Here is a 25317-nt window from a genome sequence, read left to right on the forward strand (position 1 = left end):
AGCTCCTTAAATCGAAAGTTTATCAATACGTTTACCACCAACAAATAAGTTGATTACCGCACGGGTACCAACAATGGCTGTAAACATTGAAGTTAAAATACCAATCGCAAGTGTCACTGCAAAGCCCGCAATCGGACCTGTGCCTACTGCAAACAGTATAATGGCAGCGATTAACGTGGTGATGTTAGCATCAAATATAGTGCTAAATGCGCTATCGTAACCGAAATGAATCGCTTGTTGAGGGCTGCGGCCATCGGCCAGCTCTTCACGAATACGTTCAAAAATAAGTACGTTAGCATCAACTGCCATACCTACGGTTAATACAATACCTGCAATACCAGGTAGCGTAAGTGTCGCGCCTGGAATTAAAGACATAACACCAACAATCAGTACTAAGTTAGCCGCAAGCGCAAGGTTTGCAACCATACCAAAGCCTTTGTAGTACACAAGCATAAACACAAGTACAAACGCAAAACCAAGTGCAACCGCAGTCATACCCGCTTCAATATTCTCTTGACCTAAACTTGGACCTACAGTGCGCTCTTCAACAATTTGAATTGGTGCTACAAGCGCACCTGCACGAAGTAGCAAACTTAAGTTATGTGCTTCAGCTGGGTTATCGATACCTGTAATACGGAACGAGCGATCAAGACGTGCTTGAATTGTTGCTACGTTAATAACTTCTTCAACCTTAATAGGCGGAAGCGCCTTACCGTCTGCATCTTTTTTACCTGATGGCTTGTACTCAATAAATACCGTTGCCATACGCTTACCAATAGCACGTTTGGTAAAGGCATTCATTTTTGCCCCACCTTTGCTATCTAGCGTAATACTCACTTGCGGGCGTTGGTATTCATCAGCGCCAGATTGCGCGCCAGTTATATGGCTACCTTCTAGAATAATACGCTTTTTAAGTACAACAGGGTAACCGTCGCGACTCATGATCATTTCAGTACCCGCAGGGATACGACCTTGAGCAGCAGCGCTAATATCAGCATTTTCGTCTACTTCACGAAATTCAAGTGTTGCTGTCGCGCCTAAAATTTCTTTAGCGCGAGCTGTGTCTTGAATACCAGGTAGTTGAACAATAATACGCTCAGCGCCTTGGCGTTGTACGTTAGGTTCTGCAACACCAATTTGGTTGATACGGTTACGAATAATCGTTTCATTTTGCTTGATAGCGTAGTCACGAATTTCTTTGAGTTTTTGCTCACTCATTGTCGCAAAAAATGCTTTATCGTTACTGCTGTCATCAATGTAGACATTTAGCGGGTAGCGAGTTTCTAAGAAGCTCTCTGCTGCATTTTTGTCTTCTTCAGTACGCATTTCTACACGCATACGATCGGAGCCTGCTACGCGGCGAACACTACGGTAACGTAGTTTTTCTTCGCGCAGGTCGCTACGAAAATCTTGCTCCATTTGCTCAAGCTGGTTATCAACCGCTGTTGCCATGTCGATTTCCATGGTGAAATGTACGCCACCACTTAAATCAAGACCTAGCTTCATAGGGTTACCACCAACTGCTTTTAACCAAGCTGGTTGAGCAGGTGCCATATTAATAGCAGAAATGTAATCGTCGCTCAGCGAATCACGAAGTAAGTCATGCGCTTTAAGCTGTTCTTCAACATTTTTTAAACGAACTAAAATTTGCCCATCTTCAAGTATTGTCGATTTAGCGGTTACATTATTTTTTTCAAGGATTGCGTTTACTTTGTCTACAACACTGAGATCGACATCAGCGCCTTTAGCACCTGAAACTTGTATAGCCGGATCGCGACCATACAAGTTTGGAGAGGCATATAAAAGGCCAATGGCTACCACAGCTAAAACAAGTAAATACTTCCAAACTGGAAACTTGTTTAACACGGGGTCGTCCTTATTATTTTTATAGCGACTTCATTGTGCCTTTTGGCAATACTGCAGATACTGCAGATTTTTGTACTGTTACTTCTGCCTGCTCGTTTAAAGAGATAACGATGAAATCTTTCTCTTCAGAAATCTTCACAATTTTACCCACTAAACCGCCTTGGGTAAGTACTTCATCGCCTTTAGCCATCATACTCATTAAGCTTTTGTGCTCTTTAACGCGCTTAGCTTGCGGGCGGTAGATTAAAAAGTAAAAAACCAAACCGAAAATAGCTAACATTATTAGCATTTCCCAACCACCGCTTGCCGCAGGTTGACCAGCTGCTGCGTGTGCATTTGAAATAAATAAACTCATGATACTTCCTCTTTAATTTTAAAGTTTAATTTTTTATATCTACTAGCTCTGGCACGTCTTGGCCTCGGCGAGCATAAAAATCTTGTACAAATTCTTCTAATTTACCTTCGCTAATTGCATTACGTAAACCTTCCATAACACGTTGATAGTAACGTAAGTTATGAATTGTGTTTAGTCGCGCACCTAAAATTTCGTTACATTTATCAAGGTGATGCAAATAAGCTCGTGAATAGTTTCCACACGTATGGCAATCACACTCAGGGTCAAGTGGCCCTGTGTCTGTTTTATGTACTGCGTTACGTATTTTTACTACACCCGTGGTAATGAATAAATGGCCGTTACGCGCATTACGTGTTGGCATAACACAGTCAAACATATCAATACCACGGCGAACAGACTCAACTAAATCCTCTGGCTTGCCTACACCCATAAGGTAGCGTGGTTTGTCTTCTGGCATTTTAAACGCACAATGATCAAGAATATTCATCATTTCGTTTTTAGGCTCGCCTACTGATAGACCACCTAATGCATAGCCATCAAAGCCAATTTCTTCTAAGCCTGCTTGCGATTGTGCACGTAATTCTGGGTACATACCACCTTGAATAATACCAAACAAAGCAGATGGATTGTCGCCATGCCCTTCTTTTGAGCGCTTAGCCCAACGAAGAGATAACTCCATAGAATCTTTAGCTTCTTTTTCAGTTGCTGGATATGGCGTACACTCGTCAAAAATCATAACGATGTCTGAGCCTAAGTCGCGCTGTACTTCCATCGACTTTTCAGGCGACATCATAATTTCATCACCATTTACTGGAGATTGAAACAACACGCCTTCTTCAGTGATTTTACGCATTGCGCCTAAGCTAAATACTTGAAAACCGCCTGAGTCAGTTAAAATTGGGAAATCCCAATTCATAAAGTCGTGTAAATCACCATGTTGCTTAATGATTTCAGTACCTGGACGAAGCATTAAATGAAAGGTATTACCTAAACATATTTGCGCACCAGTGGCTTTTACTTCATCTGGCGTCATACCTTTTACAGTACCGTAAGTACCAACAGGCATAAATGCAGGTGTTTCTATTACACCACGGTCAAAAATTAAGCGGCCGCGGCGCGCTTTTCCGTCAGTACAATCTAATTCAAATTTCATATCATCCTCAATGTCAGAAAAACAGTCCAACAAGCTATAATTTAACCGCTCGATTCTACCCTTTTTGCCTCATTAATACTATTAGCTGCGATAAATTCAGTTTTGCTTATTATGCTAAACAAAAACCCCAGCTTCGTTGCTGGGGTTTTTAGTGTTTTTTACTGAGTATTAAATAATAAATGGTTACTTACGTGTTAAAAACATCGCATCACCGTAACTAAAAAATCGGTATTTTTGTTCAATTGCCGTATTGTATGCACCCATAATATTGTCTTGTCCGCTAAAAGCGCTGACTAGCATTATAAGCGTTGATTCTGGTAAGTGAAAATTTGTGACCATGGCATCAACAACATTAAATTGGTAACCCGGAAAAATAAATATATCGGTATCACCAAAATACGTATCTAATTTGCCGCCGTGAACTTTAGCTGCCGACTCTAATGAACGTACTGATGTTGTGCCAACCGCAATTACGCGCCCGCCACTTGCTTTGGTTTGTGCAACAGCAGCAACTACATCATCGGGTACTTCAATATACTCGGAGTGCATTACATGCTCATCAACACTATCCACTCGTACTGGCTGAAAAGTACCGGCGCCAACGTGCAAAGTAACAAAAGCCATGTTTACACCTTTATCTTTTAGTGCCGTCATTAACTTATCGTCAAAATGTAAGCCCGCTGTTGGCGCAGCAACTGCACCTGGCTTTTCTCCATAAACAGTTTGATAACGCTCGCGATCAGCTTCGGTATCAGGTCGGTCAATATAAGGAGGCAGTGGCATATGACCAATATCATTAAGTATATCTAGCACGTTTTGGCTATGATCAAACTCAAGCTCAAATAATGTATCGTGGCGTGCAACCATTATTGCCTTGGCTTTGCCCTCTAAAATAACTTCGTTACCAACCTTAAGCGACTTACTTGCCCGTACGTGCGCAAGTACGCGATGTTCATCTAGCACTCGCTCTACAAGCACTTCAACTTTGCCGCCAGAGGCTTTTTGACCAAACATACGTGCTGGAATAACGCGTGTATTGTTAAAGACTAACAAATCGCCTTCGTTTACTAAATCAAGTATGTCGCTAAACACTTTATGTTCTAGAGTTCCGCTTGGGCCATCTAAAGTAAGTAAACGGCTGCTAGTTCTGTCCGCTTTAGGAAAACGAGCTATTAATTCATCAGGTAAGTCAAAGCTAAAGTCAGCCACGCGCATAATTAGTAATCCACATCATTTAAAATCGCGCCAAGTGTATATGTATCGGATATTAAGCTCAAGAAATCAGCCAAACTTATAATATCTTGTTTGCGTGTTTCTCATTAAATTTTCTTGTTCTTATGGTTAAATGTCACTATTCTTGTTCGGCTGAATTATTATAAGTTACATTAGGGGTGTTCAACACGTGCCAAACCAGCTTAAATTGCTAATATTAAACGCAAGTAGTGCTGAACGTCGCGCGATTAAGGGCACTTTAGATAGCTTAAATGTATTTACCTTTATTGATGCGCAAGATAGCCAACAAGCTTTAAAGCTTTTAAAACAACACCCTGTTGATATTATAATAACGGGCATTAATGTTGGGAAAATTGACGGCTGGCGCTTTTCGAGGATGATCCGCTCAGGATTATTAAAAACACCAAAAAACACCCCAATTTTACTTATTCCGCCAATTTACTGTGAGCGTATTGCCGAAACAACAGCCAGAAGCTACGGAATAGATGCTGTACTGCCGTTTGAACATAAAGACATGCTTCCTCAAGTGCTTGCGAATGTTTTATCTACGCACTTAGAAAAAAGTAGCCGACTAAATTTATTGCTATTAGAGCCGCTTCAAAATACGGCCGACAAAATTAGTGAACAGTTAAAGTTAAACTTTGCTATTACTCACGTTACCTCAGCCAAAGCAGCACTAAACGCTTACAACCAACAGCAGTTTTCAATTGTGCTACTCGATGCCACTACATCAAGTGCAGAGAGCTCGAGTGTACTCGTTGAAGAAATCCTACAGCACAATTCTAAACAAGCTATTGTTACGATTATAGAAAGTGATGATGCTGATTACGCTGAGCAGCTTTTGCTGTCTGGTGTTACCGATTTTATTAGAGCCCCATACGACCCTTCATTTTTAAATAAAGTGTGTGACCACGCCGCACGACGTGAAGATTTTATGGTGAGTTATGCTGAATTTGCTTACAAAGTAGAGCAGCTAAGCGTGAGCGAAGTGCGTTACAAAGAGTTATTTTCGGCTCATCAGCGTATTTTATTGCATTTGAATACGGTTGTTTTAGAGCTTGATCAGCAAGGGCATATTCGTTTTATTAACCCTGCATGGGAGGCATTGAGCGGTTTTGGTGTTAAATCATCGCTACAAACCCCATTAAGCGCTTATTGTAATAACGAAGATAAAGGAAGACTAAATTATACTATTAATGACATTTTACATGGTGGCGAGCAACAGCAACAAATAGAAGTAAAGCTCACCCATAAAAATGGCAATTTAATTTGGGTCGAATGCAGATTACAGCTAATCAAAAATAGTCGTAATAACGCGACCATAACTGCCACTATCGACAACATACATGAACGTAAACAAGCAGAGATCCAACTACGTCATTTAGCACACCATGACCCACTAACTGGTTTACATAACCGTTATTACTTTGATCAACAGCTTAATAAAATATGCCAAGATAAATACACGTATGATGGTATAGAGCATGCTGTTATTTATATTGACCTCGATCACTTTAAAATAATAAACGACAGCAAAGGTCACCACCAAGGTGACATAGTATTAAAAGAAGTGGCGCAATTATTTAAAGCAAATATTGGCGAAGACCATTTGGTGTGCCGAATAGGCGGCGATGAGTTTGCAGTCATACTTACCAATATGAATTTACTGGATGCACACCTTATTGCTGAAGGTGTGTGCAGCGCAATAGAAAAACATGCTTTTAAATCAGAAGATCAGATATACACAATTAGCTGCTCTATCGGTTTAACTCAAATTACGACACAAAACAATGATCCTAATGAATGTTTAAAACAAGCCGATATTGCTTTGTATATTGCCAAAAATTTAGGGCGTAACTTAGTACATTGCTACTCAAAAGAGGACGCTCAAAACAATACGCTTCAAACTGGGCTTGAATGGGGTCACGAAATTCGCCAAGCATTGCAGCAAGATAATATTGAACTGCATTACCAACCTATTTGGGATTTTAAAGAGTGTAAAGTTGCTTATTTTGAAGCGCTCTTACGCTTAAAACTCAAAGGTAAACTTGTGTACCCAAATCAATTTATTCCCTCTTTAGAGATGCTTAACGACACATTTTTGATGGATCAATGCGTTATACGTAATGCCGTTGCTTGTGTGTCTAAGCACCCAGAGTTAAACCAAGTTGCTATTAATTTGTCAGCACAATCATTCTTAGATGAACGCTTATTGCCATTAATTGAATCAAACCTTGAAAAGTATAACGTGCCCCCTTCGCGGATAATTTTTGAAATAACTGAATCAGCAAGTATTAACAACTTAAAAGCGACTCGTAAAATGATTGAGAAGCTTAATAGCTTAGGCTGTCATTTTTCTATTGACGATTTTGGAACTGGCTTTAGTACATTTAACTATTTAAAGCAGCTTCCAGCACAACATGTAAAAATTGATGGCTCATTTGTAAGCGACATGCTTAATGACCCTATAGACTTAGCGTTAGTAAAAGCAATAAATGATATTAGTCGGTCTCTCGATAAGCGCTCTGTAGCTGAGTACGTTGAAAACGAAGAGATATTTTTTGCACTAAAAGAGATAGGTGTTGATTATGGACAAGGCTACTTTATTGCACGCCCAGTACCTGTTGAAAAAGTAAAAGATGAACTTGAAAAAATTTCAAAAAATAAAACGTTTTACCAACAACAAGCTAGCCCAAAATAAACAAAATTAAACAATTTGTTACTACCAATATTACCTTTCTTGCCTATACTTTCAGTATCAAATAAAAAATGTCGTGCCTTTTGATGTATTTCACTTTAAAAACATGACATTACCTTTTGGCGACGTAGTACTGATATTTATAGTGGGTTTCAAAGCTATTTAAGCTTTTAAGGAGAAAGGTATGACACAGCTAGTTATGTTATTACTGATTATACATTTTGCAATCGCGTATCAGTGTTATCGTTACGCAAATATTAAAGGCTACCCAGTTAAGGTTTTTACTGTATTAGGTTGCGTGCCTTACTTTAACTTGGTGGTATGGATTTATTTACTATTTTTACCCGAACTTGAGCCCTTTGAAAGCCATCTTCAAAATCAAAAGCAGCCTTTATAGGCTGCTTTCATTCATTTCCTATTCTTATTTAGAAAAATCTAAACTACATTGGCGCTTTAAAAATATCTCAAGCTGTTGACTAAATAACTTAAAGTCGCGGATCCGCCCCGTAGTTTTCCGCCACAATATGCCAATATCTCTATATGCATCGCTTTGTGATGGTGTTGCCACCATATTTTTATTATCTAAAATTCCGGCGTTAATCGCCATTTGTGGTAAAAAAGTCACCCCGAGCTGATGCTCAACCATACTCAATAATGTATGCAAGCTTGCTGCTTCAAATGGGTTAATACAACTAGCACGGTTTAAATGACATGCACTAAGCGCATGGCCTGTCATACAGTGCTCACGCTCGAGTAAGAATACGCTAGCCTCTGGTAATAGATTAAAGTCGACTACGCCCTTTGCAGCGCTGTAGTCCTTATGGTGCACTAAACTAAACTGATCTTTTGCCAATACTTGTGTATGAAATTTATCGGTTTCGTATGGCAGTGCAAGTAGCGCTAAATCAATATGCCCATGTTCAAGCTTATCCAGTAGCTTGTCACTCGTATCTTCTATTAATACCAGCTCTAAATCACAAAAGGTTTCTTTACAAAAGTGATACAGAGGAGCCGCTATAAAGCTAGCAATTGTAGGTATAACACCCACTGTTAATTTACCATTCAGTGGTGTTAAAAAGCTTTTAGTGAGCTCTTTTAAACTAATTGTATCGTTAATTATTTTACGAGAGCGCTCAACAACTTCTTCACCAATACTGGTAAACATAAGGCTGCGATTTTCGCGTTCAATAAGCTGGCAACCCAACGTTTCTTCAAGATTTTGAATAGCACTGCTTAAAGTAGATTGCCCTATAAAACAGGCACTGGCAGCTCTGCCAAAGTGCTGATGTTGATGAACAGCTAATAAATACTGTAGCTGTTTGATACTTGGAAGATTGGTCATTTTTTCTTTCCACAAATAAAAAGACCCCAACACCTAGGGCATTGAGATCTTTTCAAGCTAAAAGTCTTTGAGTACTTTTTTGTTAAACCCCAAATGCGGTTCTTAGTACGTAGAAAATAACAATAGCAAGGGCAGCGCCAACTGGCAATGTAATTACCCAAGAAACTACAATGTTTCTGATAACACCCATGTTAAGTGCACCAATTCCACGTGCCATACCTACACCTAATACCGCACCCACTAAGGTTTGAGTAGTAGAGATTGGCATACCAGTACCTGATGCAATAACAACGGTAGAAGCAGCGGCTAGTTCAGCAGCAAAACCACGGCTAGGCGTTAAATGTGTAATGCCTTCACCAATCGTTTTAATTACTTTTTTGCCCAAAATAGCAAGACCCGCAACAATACCAAAACCACCTAGAGGTAGAATCCACCAAGCAATAGCCGCTTTTTTAGCAATTTCACCATTGTTTTCAACAATATTTACAACAGCAGCTAGTGGACCGATTGCATTAGCAACATCGTTAGAACCATGTGCAAAGGCCATACAACATGCTGTTAATACCATAAGAACAGCAAACACTTTTTCAACATTGTTGAATTGCATTTGTTTATCTGCTTTTGGATCGATATTTAAACGAGAAATAGCAATTTTACCAATTATAGCAACGACAACTGCTACAGCTATTGCTAAGGCGTACCCTTCGGCTGCACCTAAATCAACACCAACATGCTTTAAGCCTTTTTTAATTGTGACCAAGGCCATTATAAAACCTGCTAAACCCATATAAAGTGGTACATAGCGTTTAGCATTTTTTAGTGGTGCATCTGTATTAAAAATAAGTTTTTGTGCACTCATAAATATTAAGTATGCAATAAAGCCTGATATGGCGGGCGTTATAATCCAACTACCAACAATACCACCTACTTTATCCCATTGAATCGCCTCAGTACCAACAGCAACTAACGCAAAACCAATGATTGCACCAATGATTGAGTGAGTCGTTGATACTGGCCAACCCAAGAACGAGGCCATTAATAACCAAGCACCCGCTGCAAATAAAGACGAAATCATACCCAGAACCATAAGTTCAGGAATGTCTGCAAATGGTGCGGCATCGATAATTCCTTTACGAATTGTTGATGTAACCTCACCACCTGCTAAGTAAGCGCCTGCAAATTCAAAAATCATCGCTATAAAAATAGCTTGTTTGATTGTTAGCGCTTTTGAACCTACAGATGTGCCCATGGCGTTCGCTACGTCGTTCGCGCCAATACCATAAGCCATAAAAAAGCCGACTGCTGCGGCAATTAAAATTAATACCGTGCCGTAAGATGCAATGATATCCATTGTAAAACCTTAATCTTTCGTGTTTGAACTGATTTTAAATTAACGAGCTAACATCAGCTCAAGACGTGACCCTACGCGCTCTGCAATATCTGCAAGCTCGCCAACCCATTCAATGATTTTGTATAAAAACATAACATCAATTGGATTTAACTCACCCTCTACATCACGTAGCTGGCGGCGTACTTTTATCTGCATTTCGTCCGTGTCTTGTTCTATGGCATCCAATTCAACTAACATTTTTTCTACTAAGGTGACTTCTCGACCTTTAAAACCCGTTTCTAGCAATTCTTCTAATTCGTTAATTGCTTTAGATGCTTGTTTAGTCGCATCTACACAACGGGTTAAGTAAGCTAAGAAATCAGCTTGCATAACTTTTGGAATGGTCATTTCACGACCAATCACTCGCCCTGCAATATCTTTTGCTTTATTGGCGATCTTATCTTGTTGGGTTACTAATTCGAGAAGATCTGTACGCTCTACCGGCATGAATAAACCACGCGGTAATTGTAAACGTATATCTCTTTTCATATCATCAGCTTCACGTTCTAAATTGCGAATAGTGATGCGAAGCTCTTCTGCTTGTACCCACTCTTCTTTAAATACGTGATTAAAAAAAGGTATCAAAGCTTTACTTGCTTGATGAACCTTCTTGATGTGTTCTTCCATTGGTTTGATAGGAGATTTTGCAAATACTCCTAAAAACGCGTTTGTAGGCATAACTGACCCTTTAATCAAATTGATATGCTTTGCAGCATGAATTTTACAGTATTAACCAAGATTGTGAACGCTTTTTATTACTTCACTAAAGCTTGCAATACACAAAGCGACACTAAGCCGCTTTAATAGAAAAGCATGATGGGTAAAAAATCATAGTGATTTTTCTATATCTTCTTGAGATGTATGGCGAATATCTTTGCCATTAACAAAATAAATAATGTATTCAGCAATGTTCTGACAACGATCACCAATACGCTCTAATGAGCGAACAGACCAGACTAAGTCCATGATTTTAGGTATTGAGCGTGGATCTTCCATCATGTAAGTCATTATTTGACGTGTGATGGCTTCATATTCGCGGTCAACTTTTGCATCTTCTTTATGTACTTGAAATGCACGTTGCACATCCATACGCGCAAATGCATCTAGTACGTCGTGTAGCATTTTTAAAACCTGGCGGCCCATATTTTCAATATTTACTAATAAATCTTGCTGATCTTTGGTAAATGAGTCTAGTGCAACTTTAGCAATTCGCTCAGCTTCATCGCCAATACGCTCTAAATCAGCGATTGTTTTAGCAATTGCAATCACTAAACGCAGGTCACTTGCTGCAGGCTGACGACGAGCAATAATACGCGTACACTCTTCATCAATGCTTACTTCCATTGCATTCACTTTATAATCGTTCTGACGTACCTTTTGAGCAAGCTCTGCATCGTTACGACTCACCGCATCAAGCGCACTATTTAACTGCTGCTCAACTAAGCCACCCATACTTAATACATGATTACGTACATTTTCTAGTTCTTGGTTAAAACGCCCAGAAATATGTTTATTAATATTATGTTCCATAGTTACCTTCTCTCTTAATCTTGCACAACACGCTACAACGGGCTAATTAACCGTAACGACCGGTAATATAATCTTCGGTCTTTTTCTTCGTTGGTGTAGTAAATAAGGTATTTGTGTCTGAGTACTCAATCAATTCGCCCATATACATAAAGGCTGTTTGATCAGATACACGTGCTGCTTGTTGCATGTTATGTGTAACAATAACAACGGTAAATTGGTTTTTTAAATCGTTTATTAGCTCTTCGATTACCAAAGTAGAAATAGGGTCAAGTGCTGATGTAGGTTCATCTAATAAAAGAACTTCTGGCTCAATTGCAATTGAGCGAGCAATAACTAAACGCTGTTGCTGACCACCCGATAAGCCAAACGCGCTATCGTGTAATCTATCTTTTACTTCATCCCATAAAGCAGCACCACGAAGTGATTGCTCTACCACTTCGTCTAACTTTCGCTTCTCTTTAATGCCTTGTAAGCGTAGGCCATAAACCACATTTTCATAAATTGATTTAGGAAATGGGTTAGGACGCTGAAACACCATACCTACATTACGACGAAGTGCTGCTACATCTACGCTCTTATCGTAAATATTTTGACCGTGAAGTAATATTTCACCTTCAATACGACAAATATCAACCAAATCGTTCATGCGGTTAATACAACGTAATAGAGTTGATTTACCACAGCCCGATGGTCCAATAAACGCAGTTACTTGGCCTTTTGGAATGTTCATATTTACTTTATTAAGCGCTTGCTTATCACCGTAGTAAAGATCGAGATCTTTAATCTCTAGCGCTTTTTGGTCATCCGTTAAATTTTCTAGGTCTAACTTCTGGCCTATATTAGCTTGGTTTACTTTTGGAGCGACTGTAATCATTTTTGTTACCTATAAAATCTTTACTAATTAGTGTTCAAGCGATCTGTACTTTTCACGTAAATGGTTACGTATACCAATGGCCGTTATGTTTAGGGTAATAATCACCGACACCAATAAAAAGGCCGTTGCGTATACCAGCGGGCGTGCCGCTTCAACATTAGGGCTTTGGAAGCCAACATCGTATATATGAAAGCCTAAGTGCATGAACTTTCTATCTAAGTGAAAATACGGGAAGTTGCCATCAAGTGGTAATGTAGGGGCCATTTTTACAACACCTACTAGCATTAACGGTGCAACTTCACCTGCAGCACGTGCAACTGCCAGTATTAAACCTGTCATAATTGCAGGGCTTGCCATTGGAATAATTATGCGCCATAACGTTTCAACTTTTGTTGCGCCAAGCGCTAGTGAACCATCACGTACGGTACTTGGAATACGAGATAAACCTTCTTCAGTCGATACAATAACAACTGGCAGCGTTAGTATGGCGAGCGTTAATGCAGACCACATTACACCTGGCGTACCAAATACTGGCGTTGGCGACGATTCTGGATAAAATAATTGGTCTAAGCTACCACCTAACATGTATACAAAAAAGCCGAGGCCAAATACACCGTATACAATTGAAGGAACACCGGCCAAGTTAATCACTGCGATACGAATCATTTTAGTGATTGCATTTTTTGCGGCGTACTCGTGTAAGTAAATTGCAGCAACAACGCCAAACGGCGTCACAATTACAGCCATCAGCATAACCATAAATACAGTACCAAATATAGCAGGGAAAACACCGCCTTCTGTATTTGCTTCACGTGGATCATCGGATACAAACTTACCTAGTTGCACAAAGTAGTGGCCTAGCTTTGCAAAAAAGCCCATATCGTTTGGAAACCAAACATCAAGTACTTGATACATAGGAATTGTAACAACTTCACCGCGCATATCTTTTACAGTTACGTGGTCACGTTTAGCTTGTTTGCGTAGTGCAAATAAATCTTTTTCAAGTACACCATACTCTGCACGTAATTCAGCACGTGCTTGAGCAAGCTCAGCAACACGCTCATCAGTAAGTGCATTATCGAGTAAGTAGCCTTTTTCTTCTAAACGAAGGCGTTCAAGTGCGTAGTTAATATGCCCAATGTCGCCATTTTGCAAATCAAGTGCTTCGTCATTTAAATCAACTGCACGCTCAACAAGCTCATGTAGCGCTTCTATTTTATCGCCATTAACCGGTTGACCGTCTTTAATAACGTTTTGCACATAACCATAAAAGTTACCGTTTTTACTACGCTCAAATACTGCAAGCGCCGCTGGTGCTGTTTTATTTGTTATGTCGGTTTCTAATATCCAACGAAAATCTAAATCTACATATTCGCGGTTACCTGTTTTAATAAGTAAGCGCTCTATTTCTTCTTTTTCAAACCCGCTAACATCAATACCTGTCGCGGCTAAACGCGTTTTTGGTACTAATTCACGGTCGTAAACTTCGCCAATAACGGTTTGCTTTGCAATCGACCCTTCAAGTTCAAACTGTACAACTTCTGAAGGCCAGAAAAAGCTTAACCCTTTCCAGGCTATCATTGCCAATAAGCCTAAAACTGAAATCAAACTGATGCTCACTGCACCACCGGTCATCCAAATCCAAGGAGAACCAGACTTAAACCACTGCTTTACCATGTCATGTCTCTCCGCTTACATTGAGCTGTATTTTTCACGCAGTTGCTGGCGAACAAACTCAGCGACTGTGTTAAAAATGAATGTGAATATGAATAATACAAAGGCTGCTAAGAATAATATTCTATAGTGCGAACTACCTACTTCTGACTCTGGCATTTCAACTGCAATATTTGCTGCAAGCGTACGCATACCCTGGAAAATGCTCCAATCCATAATCGGTGTATTACCGGTTGCCATAAGTACAATCATGGTTTCACCAACTGCTCGGCCAAGTCCCATCATTACCGCAGAGAAAATACCTGGACTTGCTGTTAGTAATACAACACGTATTAGTGTTTGCCACTGCGTCGCACCTAATGCTAATGAGCCATTTGATAAATGCTTTGGAACACTAAATACCGCGTCTTCTGCAATTGAGAATATAGTAGGAATAACCGCAAAACCCATCGCAATACCTACAACAAGCGAGTTACGTTGATCGAATGTCATACCTAGCTCATTTGTTAAGTACTGACGTACATTGCCGTCAAACATCCAAAGTTCAACAAATTCGCTCATAGCAAACGAAAACCAACCAATAAGTAAAACGACCGGAATAAGGATGATTGAATGCGAACCATCAGGAATTCTATGGCGTATTTTTGTTGGTAATTTAGTCCAGGCTAAACCTGTCGCTAACATACCTAAAGGTAATAATATGAGTAACCCAACAATGGCAGGTAAGTGCTCTTCTATTAATGGGGCTAACCAAAGACCCGCTAAAAAACCTAAAATAACGGTTGGTAATGCTTCCATGATTTCAACGGTAGGCTTAACCACTTTACGTAATTTGCTCGACATAAAGTATGCCGTGTAAATAGCCGCCGAAAGCGCGATTGGTACAGCAAACAACATCGCATAAAGTGCTGCTTTTAATGTACCGAACGAAATTGGCACAAGTGAAAACTTAGATTCAAAGTCGTCACTGGCTGATGTTGACTGCCAAATATAACCTGGCTCTGGGTAACCTTCGTACCACACTTCTTGCCAAAGTGCTGACCAAGTAACTTCTGGGTGCTCGTTATGAATATCTAACACTGTTAGCTTATTATCCGCTAAAATTAACGCAGCATTTGAACGTGGTGCAATTGCAAAGTTTTCTATTGCGCCTTCACTTACTTTTCCCTGCCAAAGTTTTGCTTCGCTGGTTGTGTAGTACACACCTAGCTCACCATTATTGCCGGTAGTAAAAAAAGTACGACGGTAAAACTCAGTAAATACACTTAATTTACTTTGCTTAGTTGTTTCAAATGAGCGAATCTTTTGATATTCACGACCTGTGTCAGTGTTTACTTCAAACCACTGCGAAATCTCACCGTTATCATTAGCAAGCATGAGTGAGTTTGCGCCCGCTAGCAGTTGTGCAGATACAATATTTGCATTTTCTTCGTTAGCCGAAAGCAACTGAATTTGCTCTACATCACTTGGGTCACGCGTATCGTATACATACACTTGATTAGCAGAACGTACAAAAGTACGTGTTGTATCTGGCGACATTAATAACTCGTCTACACGTCCATTAACATCAAGTTCTGTACGCTCAACAACCCACTCTACTTCACCGGTAAACATATTCTCTTCAGCAATAAAGCTGCTAAATAATACACGCTTATCTTCTGTAAGAGCTACAACCGCTGTTTTGTCTTCATAGTGACTAAATGCAAAGCGTTTAATAGCTGCACCTTGTTCATCTACTTCTAAAGCCATTTCCCCTAGAGGAAAACCTAAGCGAGGTGTTAATTTACGCTCGTTATTTGGAAAGGTAACTAAAAATTTAGGTGCAACAACCATTACGGTGCCATCTTCTAAACCAAACGCATAATGCCCTTGAAAAGGCGCGCTTGTTGCAAAGCTTGTTGCATCACTTGGTAAATCTGCATTAAGTGTTTTGAGTTTTTTACCAAAACTACCTGACTCAACACTGTAAAAATCAACCTGACCCTGCTGACTTAGTAAATAAGCTACTTCAGTTTGCTCTTCTACGCCTAAACCTACTATTTGCTGTGAATTAGCAACATGAAAGCTATCGCGCTTTTCTACTTTTGCTGATTCAAAAATTGGCTGTACTACATAAAGAAGGTAAAAGAATATTAATAGCAGCGCTACCAATACCATTATCCCACCTGCGGTTATCCCAAATTTAGCAAACCGATCTTTAAATAGACGGCTTCGATCCGTATTAAAAGTCGGCTTATTCGGATTTGAAGTCATCAAAACACCCTTAAATCTTAACGTTGCATAAATTATATTTCATCAAGATGACAGTATTGTTACAACGGTAACAATAAGCACTTTAAAACGGTTTTAAATAATACTAGGGAGATAAATGTCTAAATTAACTTCAAATCGATGATTTATAAGTGAACTAAATTATAAAATAATTGGACAAAGTATTTATCGAGGTCAATACTAAAAGAGTACTTAGTAAATAATAATGACTATTAATACTGCGTATAGTCAACACAACTATATTCATTTTTTTAATTTATAATCAAAGATTTATAAAAAAGTGAAACAACACACAATTTAAATTAGACAACATACTTAATGCCTATGCATTTACTTTCTTTGGGCTTAAAAAGAGAATTATTTATGAAGCAGTTGGTTATAACTATTTTAGGGAAAGATCGCCCTGGTTTAGTAGAGAGCATCTCATCAGTCGTATTACAAAATCATGGCAACTGGCTTAGTAGTAACTTAAGCCATTTATTAGGTCATTTTGCAGGTATTATTCAACTTGAAGTTGCTGAGGAGCATTTTCAATCATTACAAAGTGCTTTAAATAAGTTACCTAAGTTAGACGTTCGTATTGAAACCGGAAACACAGAGATTGAACCATCAACACTAGAGCAAATTAATCTAGTTATAACAGGTAACGACCGTCCTGGTATTGTTCAGGAACTGGCAAGTGTAATACGTCATAAAGGCGCTAATATTACTCACTTAAATTCAAGACAACAAAGTGCACCTAATTGGGGAGTGCCTATTTTTAGCGCTGTAGCTACCGTTACTTTGCCAAATGGTATGGATAAAGACGAAGTCATTGAAGCATTGGAATCAATTACAAGTGATTTGATTGTAGATACAGACGAAGTTTAACCTCACTTTGTGCGTGTCATACAACTGACACGCATGTTATTTTAGTCTCATCAAAATGCTCTGCAGGTTATTTAACGCAGACATAAAATAAGCCGATGTAAACATCAGCTATTTTAAATAATCACCTTAAAGCTAATAAGAGCGAGATAAACTCAGTAATCCCGCTCTTTTGTAAAGCTACATATCCATATGACGATTAGTACTTTGCATCATTTGCTTTATACCTTGCTTTTCAAGCTCTAGTATTTGTTGAAGCTTTTCTTGCCCACTTTCGGTTTCGGCGCGTTCAAGTAAGTATTCATATAACTCAATCACTTTTTGATGTTGCTGTGCTAAATAGCCTTGAATGACTTCTTCATCGAATTGCTGATCTTTACTAATGTCTTCAAAAGTAATTAGCTCAGGATTTTTAGCAAAGTATTCATAACTGTACGTATCGAGCGTATTTATTTCAGTTATCGCTTTAAACCCGACTAAATCTTCGGCGAGTTTTTTTTCGTAATTTAGGTAGTAGTCCACCAGCATTGCATTATGTTCATCGAGTAAATCCTTTACGCTATAAAAATTAGCCGCCATTTGCGTATGAAACAAAACGGTCCAATCGTATACCTCTTTAATTGTTTTAACTTGCATGTGCATTCCTTACTTAGTTGACTGTATAGGTAATACACTGCGTAAAGCGTGCCAATTAAAAAGCTATTTAAAAACAGTTAGTTAATTTAAACATGAGTAATAACTCGCTATTTAATAGAACAACTTACAAATTATAGGTAATTTTTATAGAGCAATGCGTGAGTAGTAACAGCATTGCTCTATCGTCTTGTTGTTTTATATTATTTAAGTCCTTGTTTGCGCCACAGCAAGTAAACCGCAGGAATAACAAGTAAGGTGAGTACAATTGCACTGCCCATACCGCCAACCATAGGCGCTGCTATTCGGCTCATTACTTCGCTTCCGGTGCCCGTGCCATAAAGTACAGGTAATAAACCGATAATAATTGTCGCGACAGTCATCATAACCGGGCGTACTCGAAGCCCTGCTCCTTCAATAATAGCTTGCTGTAATTGCACTAAGCTAAGTGGCTTACCTGCTTGCTCTGCTTCGAGGCACTTTTCTTGATAGGCTTGGTTTAAATACACCAACATAATGACCCCAATTTCTACCGCTACCCCAGCTAAGGCAATAAAGCCTACACCTACTGCAACTGAAAAGTTAAAGCCCTCTAAATACATTAGCCATACGCCACCAATCATTGCCAGTGGCAACGTAGCCATAATAATAGTGACCTCAGCAAAGCTTCTAAAATTAAGGTAAAGCAATACAATAATAATCGCTAATGTAAGTGGTAATACATAAGTCAGTTTTTCTTTAGCGCGCTGCATGTATTCATACTGCCCAGCCCACGTAATTGAGTAGCCAGCAGGTAGTATTAGGTCTTTATCGAGCACTTGCTGAGCGTGCTCAACGTAAGTACCAATATCAACGCCATCTATATCAATAAAACTCCAACCGTTTAAACGTGCATTTTCGCTTTTTATACCAGGCGGTCCATCTTCAATAAATACATCGGCTACATCACCAAGTGCTATACGCTGCCCTGTAGGAGTTACAATAGGTAACAACATTAACTCTTCTGGCGAGTCTCTGTATGCTTGCGGATAACGTAAATTAACAGGATAACGCTCTTGCCCTTCTACCGTTTGTGTTACGTTTGTACCACCTATTGCAGTAGATACAACTTGCTGTACGTCGCTAATGTTTAAGCTATAACGCGCGGCTTTTTCACGATTTATATCTACTTTTATATAACGTCCACCGGCTACTCGCTCTGAGTAAACCGATGCGGTGCCTTGCACATCTTTTAATAGCACTTCTATTTGCTGACCAATTTTTTGAATTTCACTCAACTTTGGTCCCGCAACTTTAATGCCCACGGGAGTTTTAATACCGGTTGCGAGCATATCAATGCGTGTTTTAATTGGCATTACCCACGCATTAGTTAGCCCCGGAAACTTAACCAAACCGTCGAGTTCTTTTTTAAGTTTTTCAAGAGTCATACCCTCGCGCCATTCGTCTTTTGGTTTTAACTGAATAAACGTCTCTATCATTGTAAGCGGCGCAGGATCTGTTGCAGTTTCTGCTCGCCCAACTTTACCAAATACTGTTTTAACCTCGGGTACTGTGGCAATTAACTTGTCGGTTTGCTGTAGTATTTCGCGCGCTTTACCTACCGATAAACCCGGATACGTTGTGGGCATATACATTAAATCGCCCTCATCGAGTGGCGGAATAAATTCACTGCCTATTTTATTTACCGGGTAAAAGCCAATAACAGAAACAACCACCGCGAGTACCAGTGTCATTTTTGGAAATTTAAGCACCCAGTTAAGTAGTGGTCGATACGCTGCGACGAGTAATCGGTTAACTGGATTTTTTTGCTCCGAAATAACTTTACCTCTAATAAAGTAACCCATCAATACCGGCACTAAGGTAATCGCAAGCCCAGCAGACGCTGCCATAGCATAGGTTTTAGTGTAAGCGAGTGGCGCAAACATACGTCCTTCTTGCGCTTCTAAAATAAATACCGGCATAAAGCTGACGGTAATAATTAATAAACTAAAAAATAATGCAGGACCCACTTCACTCGCCGATTTAGCCACAACTTCCCAGCGGTTTTCGTTGGTAAGAGGCGTTTTTTCCATATGTTTGTGCATATTTTCAATCATGACGATAGCGCCATCAGTCATTGCGCCTATCGCTATTGCAATTCCTCCTAAAGACATAATATTGGCGTTAATCCCCTGCCAATACATAATTATAAATGCCGTTAAAATTCCAAGCGGTAATGTAATAATCGCCACCAGCGATGAGCGCACATGAAACAAAAACACCACACACACTAAGGCAACTACAATAAGCTCTTCAATTAGCTTACTTGTTAAATTATCTACCGCGTTATTTATTAAGTTGGAGCGATCGTACACAGGGACTATTTCAACGCCCTCTGGCAATCCCTTTTTAAGCGATTCTAATTTTGCTTTTACAAGCTCAATGGTTTTTTGTGCATTTTCGCCATAGCGCATAATAACAATGCCGCCGGTTACCTCGCCTTCACCATTTAGCTCTGCAATACCACGGCGCATTTGCGGTCCGACTCTAATATCGGCTACATCACGTAATTGCAGCGCAGTACCGTTGGCGTTTACACCAAGCGGAATAGCTTCCAAGTCGGCAACACTCTTAATGTAGCCTGTGCTTGTTACCATGTATTCTGCTTCAGCCATTTCAACTACTGAGGCGCCCATCTCTTGGTTGCCTTGTTGAATAGCGGTTTGAATGAGGCTAAGCGGAATACCATATGCGCGTAATTTATCGGGCTCTACATTGACTTGGTATTGCTTAACCATGCCACCAACAGCAGCCACTTCAGATACACCGGGCACAGTTTGTAGTTCAAACTTTAAAAACCAATCTTGTAAGCTTCGTAGCTGACTAATATCGTGTTTATTTGTTTTATCAATTAGTGCGTATAAGTAAATCCAACCTACGCCTGTTGCATCAGGGCCAAGCTCTGGCGTAGCGCTATCGGGTAATCTACTCGCTACTTGGCTTAGGTATTCTTGTACTCGGCTACGCGCCCAATACAAATCGGTTTTTTCGTCAAAAATAACGTAAACGTACGAGTCTCCAAAAAACGAAAAACCCCTTACAGTTTGTGCACCCGGCACAGAAAGCATTGCTGTGGTGAGCGGAAATGTAACTTGGTCTTGCACTACTTGCGGCGCTTGCCCCGGGTAAGTGGTTTTTATAATGACCTGAACATCAGATAAGTCAGGCAAGGCATCCACTGGAGTATTTTTTACAGCAAACAACCCTCCACCCAGTAAAATTAATGTAAGCAACAACACAAAAAAGCGATTGCTAACAGACCAGCGAATAATGGCAGTTATCATAATGGCTCCTAGTGAGAACTATGTTGCATAGTAGAATGATCAATCGGCTCTGCGTTTTGCGCTTTAGTAATTACAAATTCATCGTTAATAATGCTAAAAGTAAAATTAATATACTGGGCATTTTCAAACTGACTAATATCAATATCTGGCGCTAATACAAAGTCCATTGTTGCGGGTTCTCGATTCCATTTTTCAATGGCTTCTCGGCTAATATTAATAATGCGATTTTGTGTATCTATGGCATTAATAGTGCCGTTAACCGTGGCGTTTTGTAGCTGCATATCCATGTTCATATTCGAGCCTGAAACAGAACTCATACCTGAGCTAATACCAGAACTAGGCATTTCCATTCGTTTAAAGTCAGAGCTCTTACTCGATTCAGAGTCTATTAAAAATTGCGCTGAAGTCACTACCGTGTCACCTGTCATTACACCTGACAAAATGACCGCTTCATTACTATTAATTTGCCCAACTTCAACTTCTATTGATTTAAAACGACCCTCACCTAATGCAATAACCACACGGTTTTGATGCTGCGTGCGGATTACCGCTTCTTTAGGGACTGTAAATTGCGCCTTACTCGCTTTAGCGTGAATGCTCACTTGTGCAAACATATTTGGTTTTAACCGATGATCTGCATTTTCAAACCTAAGCCTTACACGCAGAGTCCGGTTTTTAGCATCAAGCGCGGGGTAAATGTAATCAACCTTACCTTCCCACTTTTGACCTTTTAAGTAATCAAGCGTCATTGTAACGGGCAACCCAACACTCACTTGTTCTGATTGGCGCTCGAACACTTCCGCCTCTACCCAAATTTCATCAAGCTGGGCAATACTCATCATGGATGTGCCTGGTTTAACGTAAAAGCCTTCTCGTACTGTTAGCTCATCTACCACACCACTTTGCTTTGCGTAAAAAGTAATATTTTGCATTATCTTTTTATTTTTTTGTAAGCGCTCGATAAATCCATCAGACACATTTAACGACTCTAAACGCGCCTTTGCAGCGCGAATTAACACGGTATTATTACGATTAACTGCCAATAAAAGCTCTTCCTGTGCGTTCACCAATTGTGGTGAATACAATGTATATAAAGGCTCACCGGCTTTAACTTCTGCGCCTTGTGCTTTAACATATAAACTTTCAATCCAGCCTTCTACACGCGGATGAATGTGAATAAGTTGGTCTTGGTTATATTGCACATAACCCACAGTATTTATATCGCTGTGAAGTGTTTTAAGCTCTACTTTGGCAGTCCTTACACCAAAGTTATTAACTACTGCAGGCGAAATAGTTACAGCACCTGGTCCATCCTGAGCTTTGCTAGCGTTTTCATACACAGGTACTAAATCCATTCCCATTGGCGAAAGCCCTGGCGCGTCACGCCTGTAATTACTATCCATAGGGGCTACCCAATATAAGGGCTGTTTGTCAGCGATTTGTTGTTCATTCATTGCCGAGTTGCTAGGTAAAAACTGCATTACTAAGCCGCCTATTAACCCAAAGGCGCCTGCGCCAACTAAGGCGGCAACAAGTAACTTTAAATTAGTATTCATTGTGTAATTCTCCAGTTTGCTCGCTCATTACTTGGGGGTCTAAGCTACTTGCATAATAATTAAGGCGGGCGGTAATAATATGTTGATCTACTTGAATATTCAGTGCATCAATTTTGGCATTAAGTTCACTAATGCGCGCGCGCATCACATCAGAAAAATCCCCGTCGTCGCGTGTATAAGCATTAAGTGTTGCTTGAGATTGCTCTGACATTTGCGGTAATAACGTATTTTGATAAAGCGCATCGCGTTTTTGCAAACGAGCGAGTTGACTAAACTCCTTAAAGTACATGCCTTTGAGTTTTTGAAGCGCCACCAGCTTTTGTGTTTTAGTAGCTTCTGCACTAGCAATCGCCGATTTAACCTGTTGATCTTGTCTGTTATCAGTAAACAATGGCAAATCAATGCTAAATCCTACTGAAAGTAAATCAGCTCGCGACTCCCCCATAGGCGTATCATCTCGGTAACCATAACCCACATTAACGCCCATTTGAGGTTTGTAACTTTGCTTGGCGAGCGCAACTTCGGTTTGCTTTGCCGTTACGGTTTTCTCTATCGCAATAATTGCGGGATGCGCCATAAGTAATTGTATTAATTCATTAAATTCAAGGTTCGCAAAATCAACCAGCCCCGCAGTTTTAGTAAACTCAGTATTTAAAGGCTGCATCAGCATATTTATAGGTAACCACTGTGCTAAACGGTTTTTAGCACTTTCAAATTGTTGCTCAAGCATAACCAGCTTATCTTCAAGGCGAGTGAGCTCTAATTGCGCACGAATAATATCTTGCTGACGTGTTTTACCTAAGGTGCTTGCGTAGCTTGCTTCGGTAATGTCAATAAGTTGAGTAAATAGCCCTCTATCTTGCTCAATTAAAGCAATACTTCGCTGAGCACGATACGCGTTTAACCACGACTCAATCACAATTGCTTTTACTTGTGCCAAGCGATCGGCGCGCTGCCAAGGGTATTGTTGAGCAGACTGTGCTAATGCTTTTTGTTTAAGCGCTAAACTATTCCCTCGGCTAAACTTTTGGCTCAAATCAACTTTAAGCTGCGTCATCCCTTCTTGATCAAACGCATAACCGTTAGTAGGTAAGTTGAGTAAGCCAACCGTTAAAACAGGATCGGGTAAGGTGCCAGCGGCAATGCTTTGCGCTATTGCTGCATCTTCTTGGTAGCCACTCGCTTTTAGCCATGGCTCATGCGTTAGCGCATAATTAAGCGCTTGCGTTAAGCTAAGCGTTTGCTCATTACTAGTTTGCTTTAGTGTTTCGGTATTTAGGTTATTTTGATTGTTTTGCGCATTAACAGCTGTGCTAAATAACACAACACTACATAATACGACTTTAATACTTACAGCGTGGTTCATCACCTGCTCCATCTAAAAATAAAAGAAAATCTTAAATTAGGAAGCAAAAAAGGTGTTTAGGAGTTACCAATAAACGGGGTTACCGCAATTTTTACATACACCTATCCTGCTATTAAGCAGACATAGGAGGGCGGTAGAGTGAACGAGGTATATTAATTTGTGTAGTAAATACACGTACATTTACTTTTTCAGATTCAAGTAAAGTAACGCTAAATAAAGTATCAACATTAAGCATTGAGTTAGCAGCGCAGCCACTCATAGGGCATTTACAGTCATTTTGTGGCGTACTTTCGTCGTCGCAACAATCCATCTGCATCATATTTTCAGACATGCTAACGACAGCTGTTGCATCACTACTTTGTGTCATTGGCATTTGGGCATGCGTTGCTGTCTTAGTTGGCATATGTGGCATTTCGCATACCATAGCTACAGACGCAACTGCCTGACCCACAAAAGTGAGCAGTAAAGTTATCATGAGTAAACTAGAGTAAAAACGTTGCAACATTATGCCTTTTAATAAACTTTAAAATGATTGTAAGGTAACCTAACGGCAACCACAAATACTTTAATTATGTAGACTGCGGTTTAGCAGGTGTTTTAATTAAGTTACTCGCGATAATTGCAAATATACAATATGCGCTAAAATACCAAAACCCTTCACCAAATTGTGCATTCATAACAAGTAGCTCACCACTTTTACCATGGGCGTTACCTGCTAAGTAAGTCACTATTAATGCAATAACAAATACATCAACCATGCTCCACTTACTTAATGCACAAATAACCAGACCGAGCCTTTGCTTAAACCCATTCAAAGGTAGGCAACAATAAAGCAATTGTAATAGCAGCTTCAAGCTTGGAATAACAATAGAAAACAACCCCACTAAAGCGGCTACAAATAAATTATTATTGCTAGCAAGCTCTTTAACTGTGCCTAAAATACTTTGTGTTTTGTTATAGGCGCTAATCTCACCTTCTAACTTATCAAGCCCTAGCATGTTCGAGAACATCATTAGCATACTGCGAGTTCGACCATCCCCCTCTTCAGCCAGCATTTCAATACCCGCTTGCGCTAGTTTTGATTTATCTATGTTGCCCTCTATTGTTAATACTGGTTTTGTAATACCAGGAAACAATAAACAAAGAGCAACCACTACACTTATAACCGACAACCAATTACGCATAT

20 protein-coding genes are annotated in these 25317 nt (G+C 39.8%); 3 read left to right on the forward strand and 17 right to left on the reverse strand.

Features of this window, described 5'->3' with window-relative positions:
* Positions 1 to 6 precede the first annotated feature (6 nt).
* From secD to queA, 4 genes are all read right to left on the reverse strand, one after another.
* Positions 7 to 1866: a protein translocase subunit SecD gene (secD, locus tag I6E70_RS03395; RefSeq protein ID WP_007586473.1), complete on the reverse strand. Its 1860-nt coding sequence runs from the start codon at positions 1864 to 1866 to the stop codon at positions 7 to 9.
* Between the two features lie 19 nt (positions 1867 to 1885).
* Positions 1886 to 2221: a preprotein translocase subunit YajC gene (gene yajC, locus I6E70_RS03400; protein WP_007586472.1), complete on the reverse strand. Its 336-nt coding sequence runs from the start codon at positions 2219 to 2221 to the stop codon at positions 1886 to 1888.
* 25 nt (positions 2222 to 2246) lie between these two features.
* On the reverse strand, positions 2247 to 3374 hold the full coding sequence (gene tgt / locus I6E70_RS03405; protein WP_007586471.1) for a tRNA guanosine(34) transglycosylase Tgt: 1128 nt from the start codon (positions 3372 to 3374) through the stop codon (positions 2247 to 2249).
* Between the two features lie 183 nt (positions 3375 to 3557).
* Complete coding sequence (gene queA, locus I6E70_RS03410; protein WP_010554380.1) at positions 3558 to 4589, reverse strand: tRNA preQ1(34) S-adenosylmethionine ribosyltransferase-isomerase QueA; 1032 nt, start codon at positions 4587 to 4589, stop codon at positions 3558 to 3560.
* Positions 4590 to 4776: 187 nt separating this feature from the next.
* On the opposite strand from queA, the gene I6E70_RS03415 reads away from it, so the two are divergent.
* Positions 4777 to 7308: a two-component system response regulator gene (locus tag I6E70_RS03415; protein WP_197188022.1), complete on the forward strand. Its 2532-nt coding sequence runs from the start codon at positions 4777 to 4779 to the stop codon at positions 7306 to 7308.
* Between the two features lie 181 nt (positions 7309 to 7489).
* Positions 7490 to 7702, forward strand: coding sequence for a hypothetical protein (locus I6E70_RS03420; RefSeq protein WP_002957835.1), 213 nt, complete (start codon positions 7490 to 7492; stop codon positions 7700 to 7702).
* A 24-nt stretch (positions 7703 to 7726) separates the two neighbouring features.
* Here the strand turns inward: I6E70_RS03420 and I6E70_RS03425 are convergent, their stop codons facing one another.
* The 7 genes from I6E70_RS03425 to I6E70_RS03455 form a co-directional block, all read right to left on the reverse strand.
* Complete coding sequence (locus tag I6E70_RS03425; RefSeq protein WP_197188023.1) at positions 7727 to 8647, reverse strand: hydrogen peroxide-inducible genes activator; 921 nt, start codon at positions 8645 to 8647, stop codon at positions 7727 to 7729.
* An 82-nt stretch (positions 8648 to 8729) separates the two neighbouring features.
* Positions 8730 to 9998 (reverse strand): inorganic phosphate transporter, encoded by a 1269-nt coding sequence (locus I6E70_RS03430; RefSeq protein ID WP_007586466.1) that lies wholly within the window; start codon positions 9996 to 9998, stop codon positions 8730 to 8732.
* A gap of 39 nt (positions 9999 to 10037) precedes the next feature.
* Positions 10038 to 10715 carry a TIGR00153 family protein gene (locus tag I6E70_RS03435; protein WP_002957838.1) on the reverse strand — a complete coding sequence of 226 codons (678 nt, stop codon included), beginning with the start codon at positions 10713 to 10715 and terminating at the stop codon, positions 10038 to 10040.
* A gap of 150 nt (positions 10716 to 10865) precedes the next feature.
* Positions 10866 to 11567: a phosphate signaling complex protein PhoU gene (gene phoU / locus I6E70_RS03440; RefSeq protein ID WP_007586465.1), complete on the reverse strand. Its 702-nt coding sequence runs from the start codon at positions 11565 to 11567 to the stop codon at positions 10866 to 10868.
* Positions 11568 to 11613: 46 nt separating this feature from the next.
* On the reverse strand, positions 11614 to 12441 hold the full coding sequence (gene pstB / locus I6E70_RS03445; RefSeq protein ID WP_007586464.1) for a phosphate ABC transporter ATP-binding protein PstB: 828 nt from the start codon (positions 12439 to 12441) through the stop codon (positions 11614 to 11616).
* A gap of 27 nt (positions 12442 to 12468) precedes the next feature.
* Entirely contained in the window at positions 12469 to 14118 is a 1650-nt protein-coding gene (gene pstA, locus I6E70_RS03450; RefSeq protein WP_197188024.1) for a phosphate ABC transporter permease PstA, read from the reverse strand.
* A gap of 15 nt (positions 14119 to 14133) precedes the next feature.
* The gene (locus I6E70_RS03455; RefSeq protein WP_197188025.1) at positions 14134 to 16368 is read right to left on the reverse strand and encodes an ABC transporter permease subunit; all 2235 of its coding nucleotides are present in this window, start codon (positions 16366 to 16368) and stop codon (positions 14134 to 14136) included.
* 381 nt (positions 16369 to 16749) lie between these two features.
* Here I6E70_RS03455 and I6E70_RS03460 point away from each other — a divergent pair, with 381 nt between their 5' ends.
* A complete protein-coding gene (locus I6E70_RS03460) occupies positions 16750 to 17256 on the forward strand; it encodes a glycine cleavage system protein R (protein WP_197188026.1) in 507 nt (168 codons plus the stop codon).
* Positions 17257 to 17433: 177 nt separating this feature from the next.
* Here the strand turns inward: I6E70_RS03460 and I6E70_RS03465 are convergent, their stop codons facing one another.
* From I6E70_RS03465 to I6E70_RS03490, 6 genes are all read right to left on the reverse strand, one after another.
* Positions 17434 to 17889 (reverse strand): hypothetical protein, encoded by a 456-nt coding sequence (locus I6E70_RS03465; protein WP_007586459.1) that lies wholly within the window; start codon positions 17887 to 17889, stop codon positions 17434 to 17436.
* Positions 17890 to 18089: 200 nt separating this feature from the next.
* Positions 18090 to 21209, reverse strand: a complete 3120-nt coding sequence (locus tag I6E70_RS03470; RefSeq protein WP_024590588.1) for an efflux RND transporter permease subunit — start codon at positions 21207 to 21209, stop codon at positions 18090 to 18092.
* 8 nt (positions 21210 to 21217) lie between these two features.
* Complete coding sequence (locus tag I6E70_RS03475; RefSeq protein WP_197188027.1) at positions 21218 to 22765, reverse strand: efflux RND transporter periplasmic adaptor subunit; 1548 nt, start codon at positions 22763 to 22765, stop codon at positions 21218 to 21220.
* Positions 22755 to 24131: a TolC family protein gene (locus tag I6E70_RS03480; protein ID WP_197188028.1), complete on the reverse strand. Its 1377-nt coding sequence runs from the start codon at positions 24129 to 24131 to the stop codon at positions 22755 to 22757. Before I6E70_RS03480 ends, I6E70_RS03475 begins: the two co-directional genes overlap by 11 nt.
* Positions 24132 to 24243: 112 nt before the next feature.
* The gene (locus I6E70_RS03485) at positions 24244 to 24606 is read right to left on the reverse strand and encodes a hypothetical protein (protein ID WP_225913250.1); all 363 of its coding nucleotides are present in this window, start codon (positions 24604 to 24606) and stop codon (positions 24244 to 24246) included.
* A gap of 94 nt (positions 24607 to 24700) precedes the next feature.
* The gene (locus tag I6E70_RS03490) at positions 24701 to 25315 is read right to left on the reverse strand and encodes a paraquat-inducible protein A (RefSeq protein ID WP_197188029.1); all 615 of its coding nucleotides are present in this window, start codon (positions 25313 to 25315) and stop codon (positions 24701 to 24703) included.
* Positions 25316 to 25317 lie beyond the last annotated feature (2 nt).

Source organism: Pseudoalteromonas sp. NGC95 (assembly GCF_015864705.1).
Lineage (GTDB): Bacteria > Pseudomonadota > Gammaproteobacteria > Enterobacterales > Alteromonadaceae > Pseudoalteromonas > Pseudoalteromonas arctica.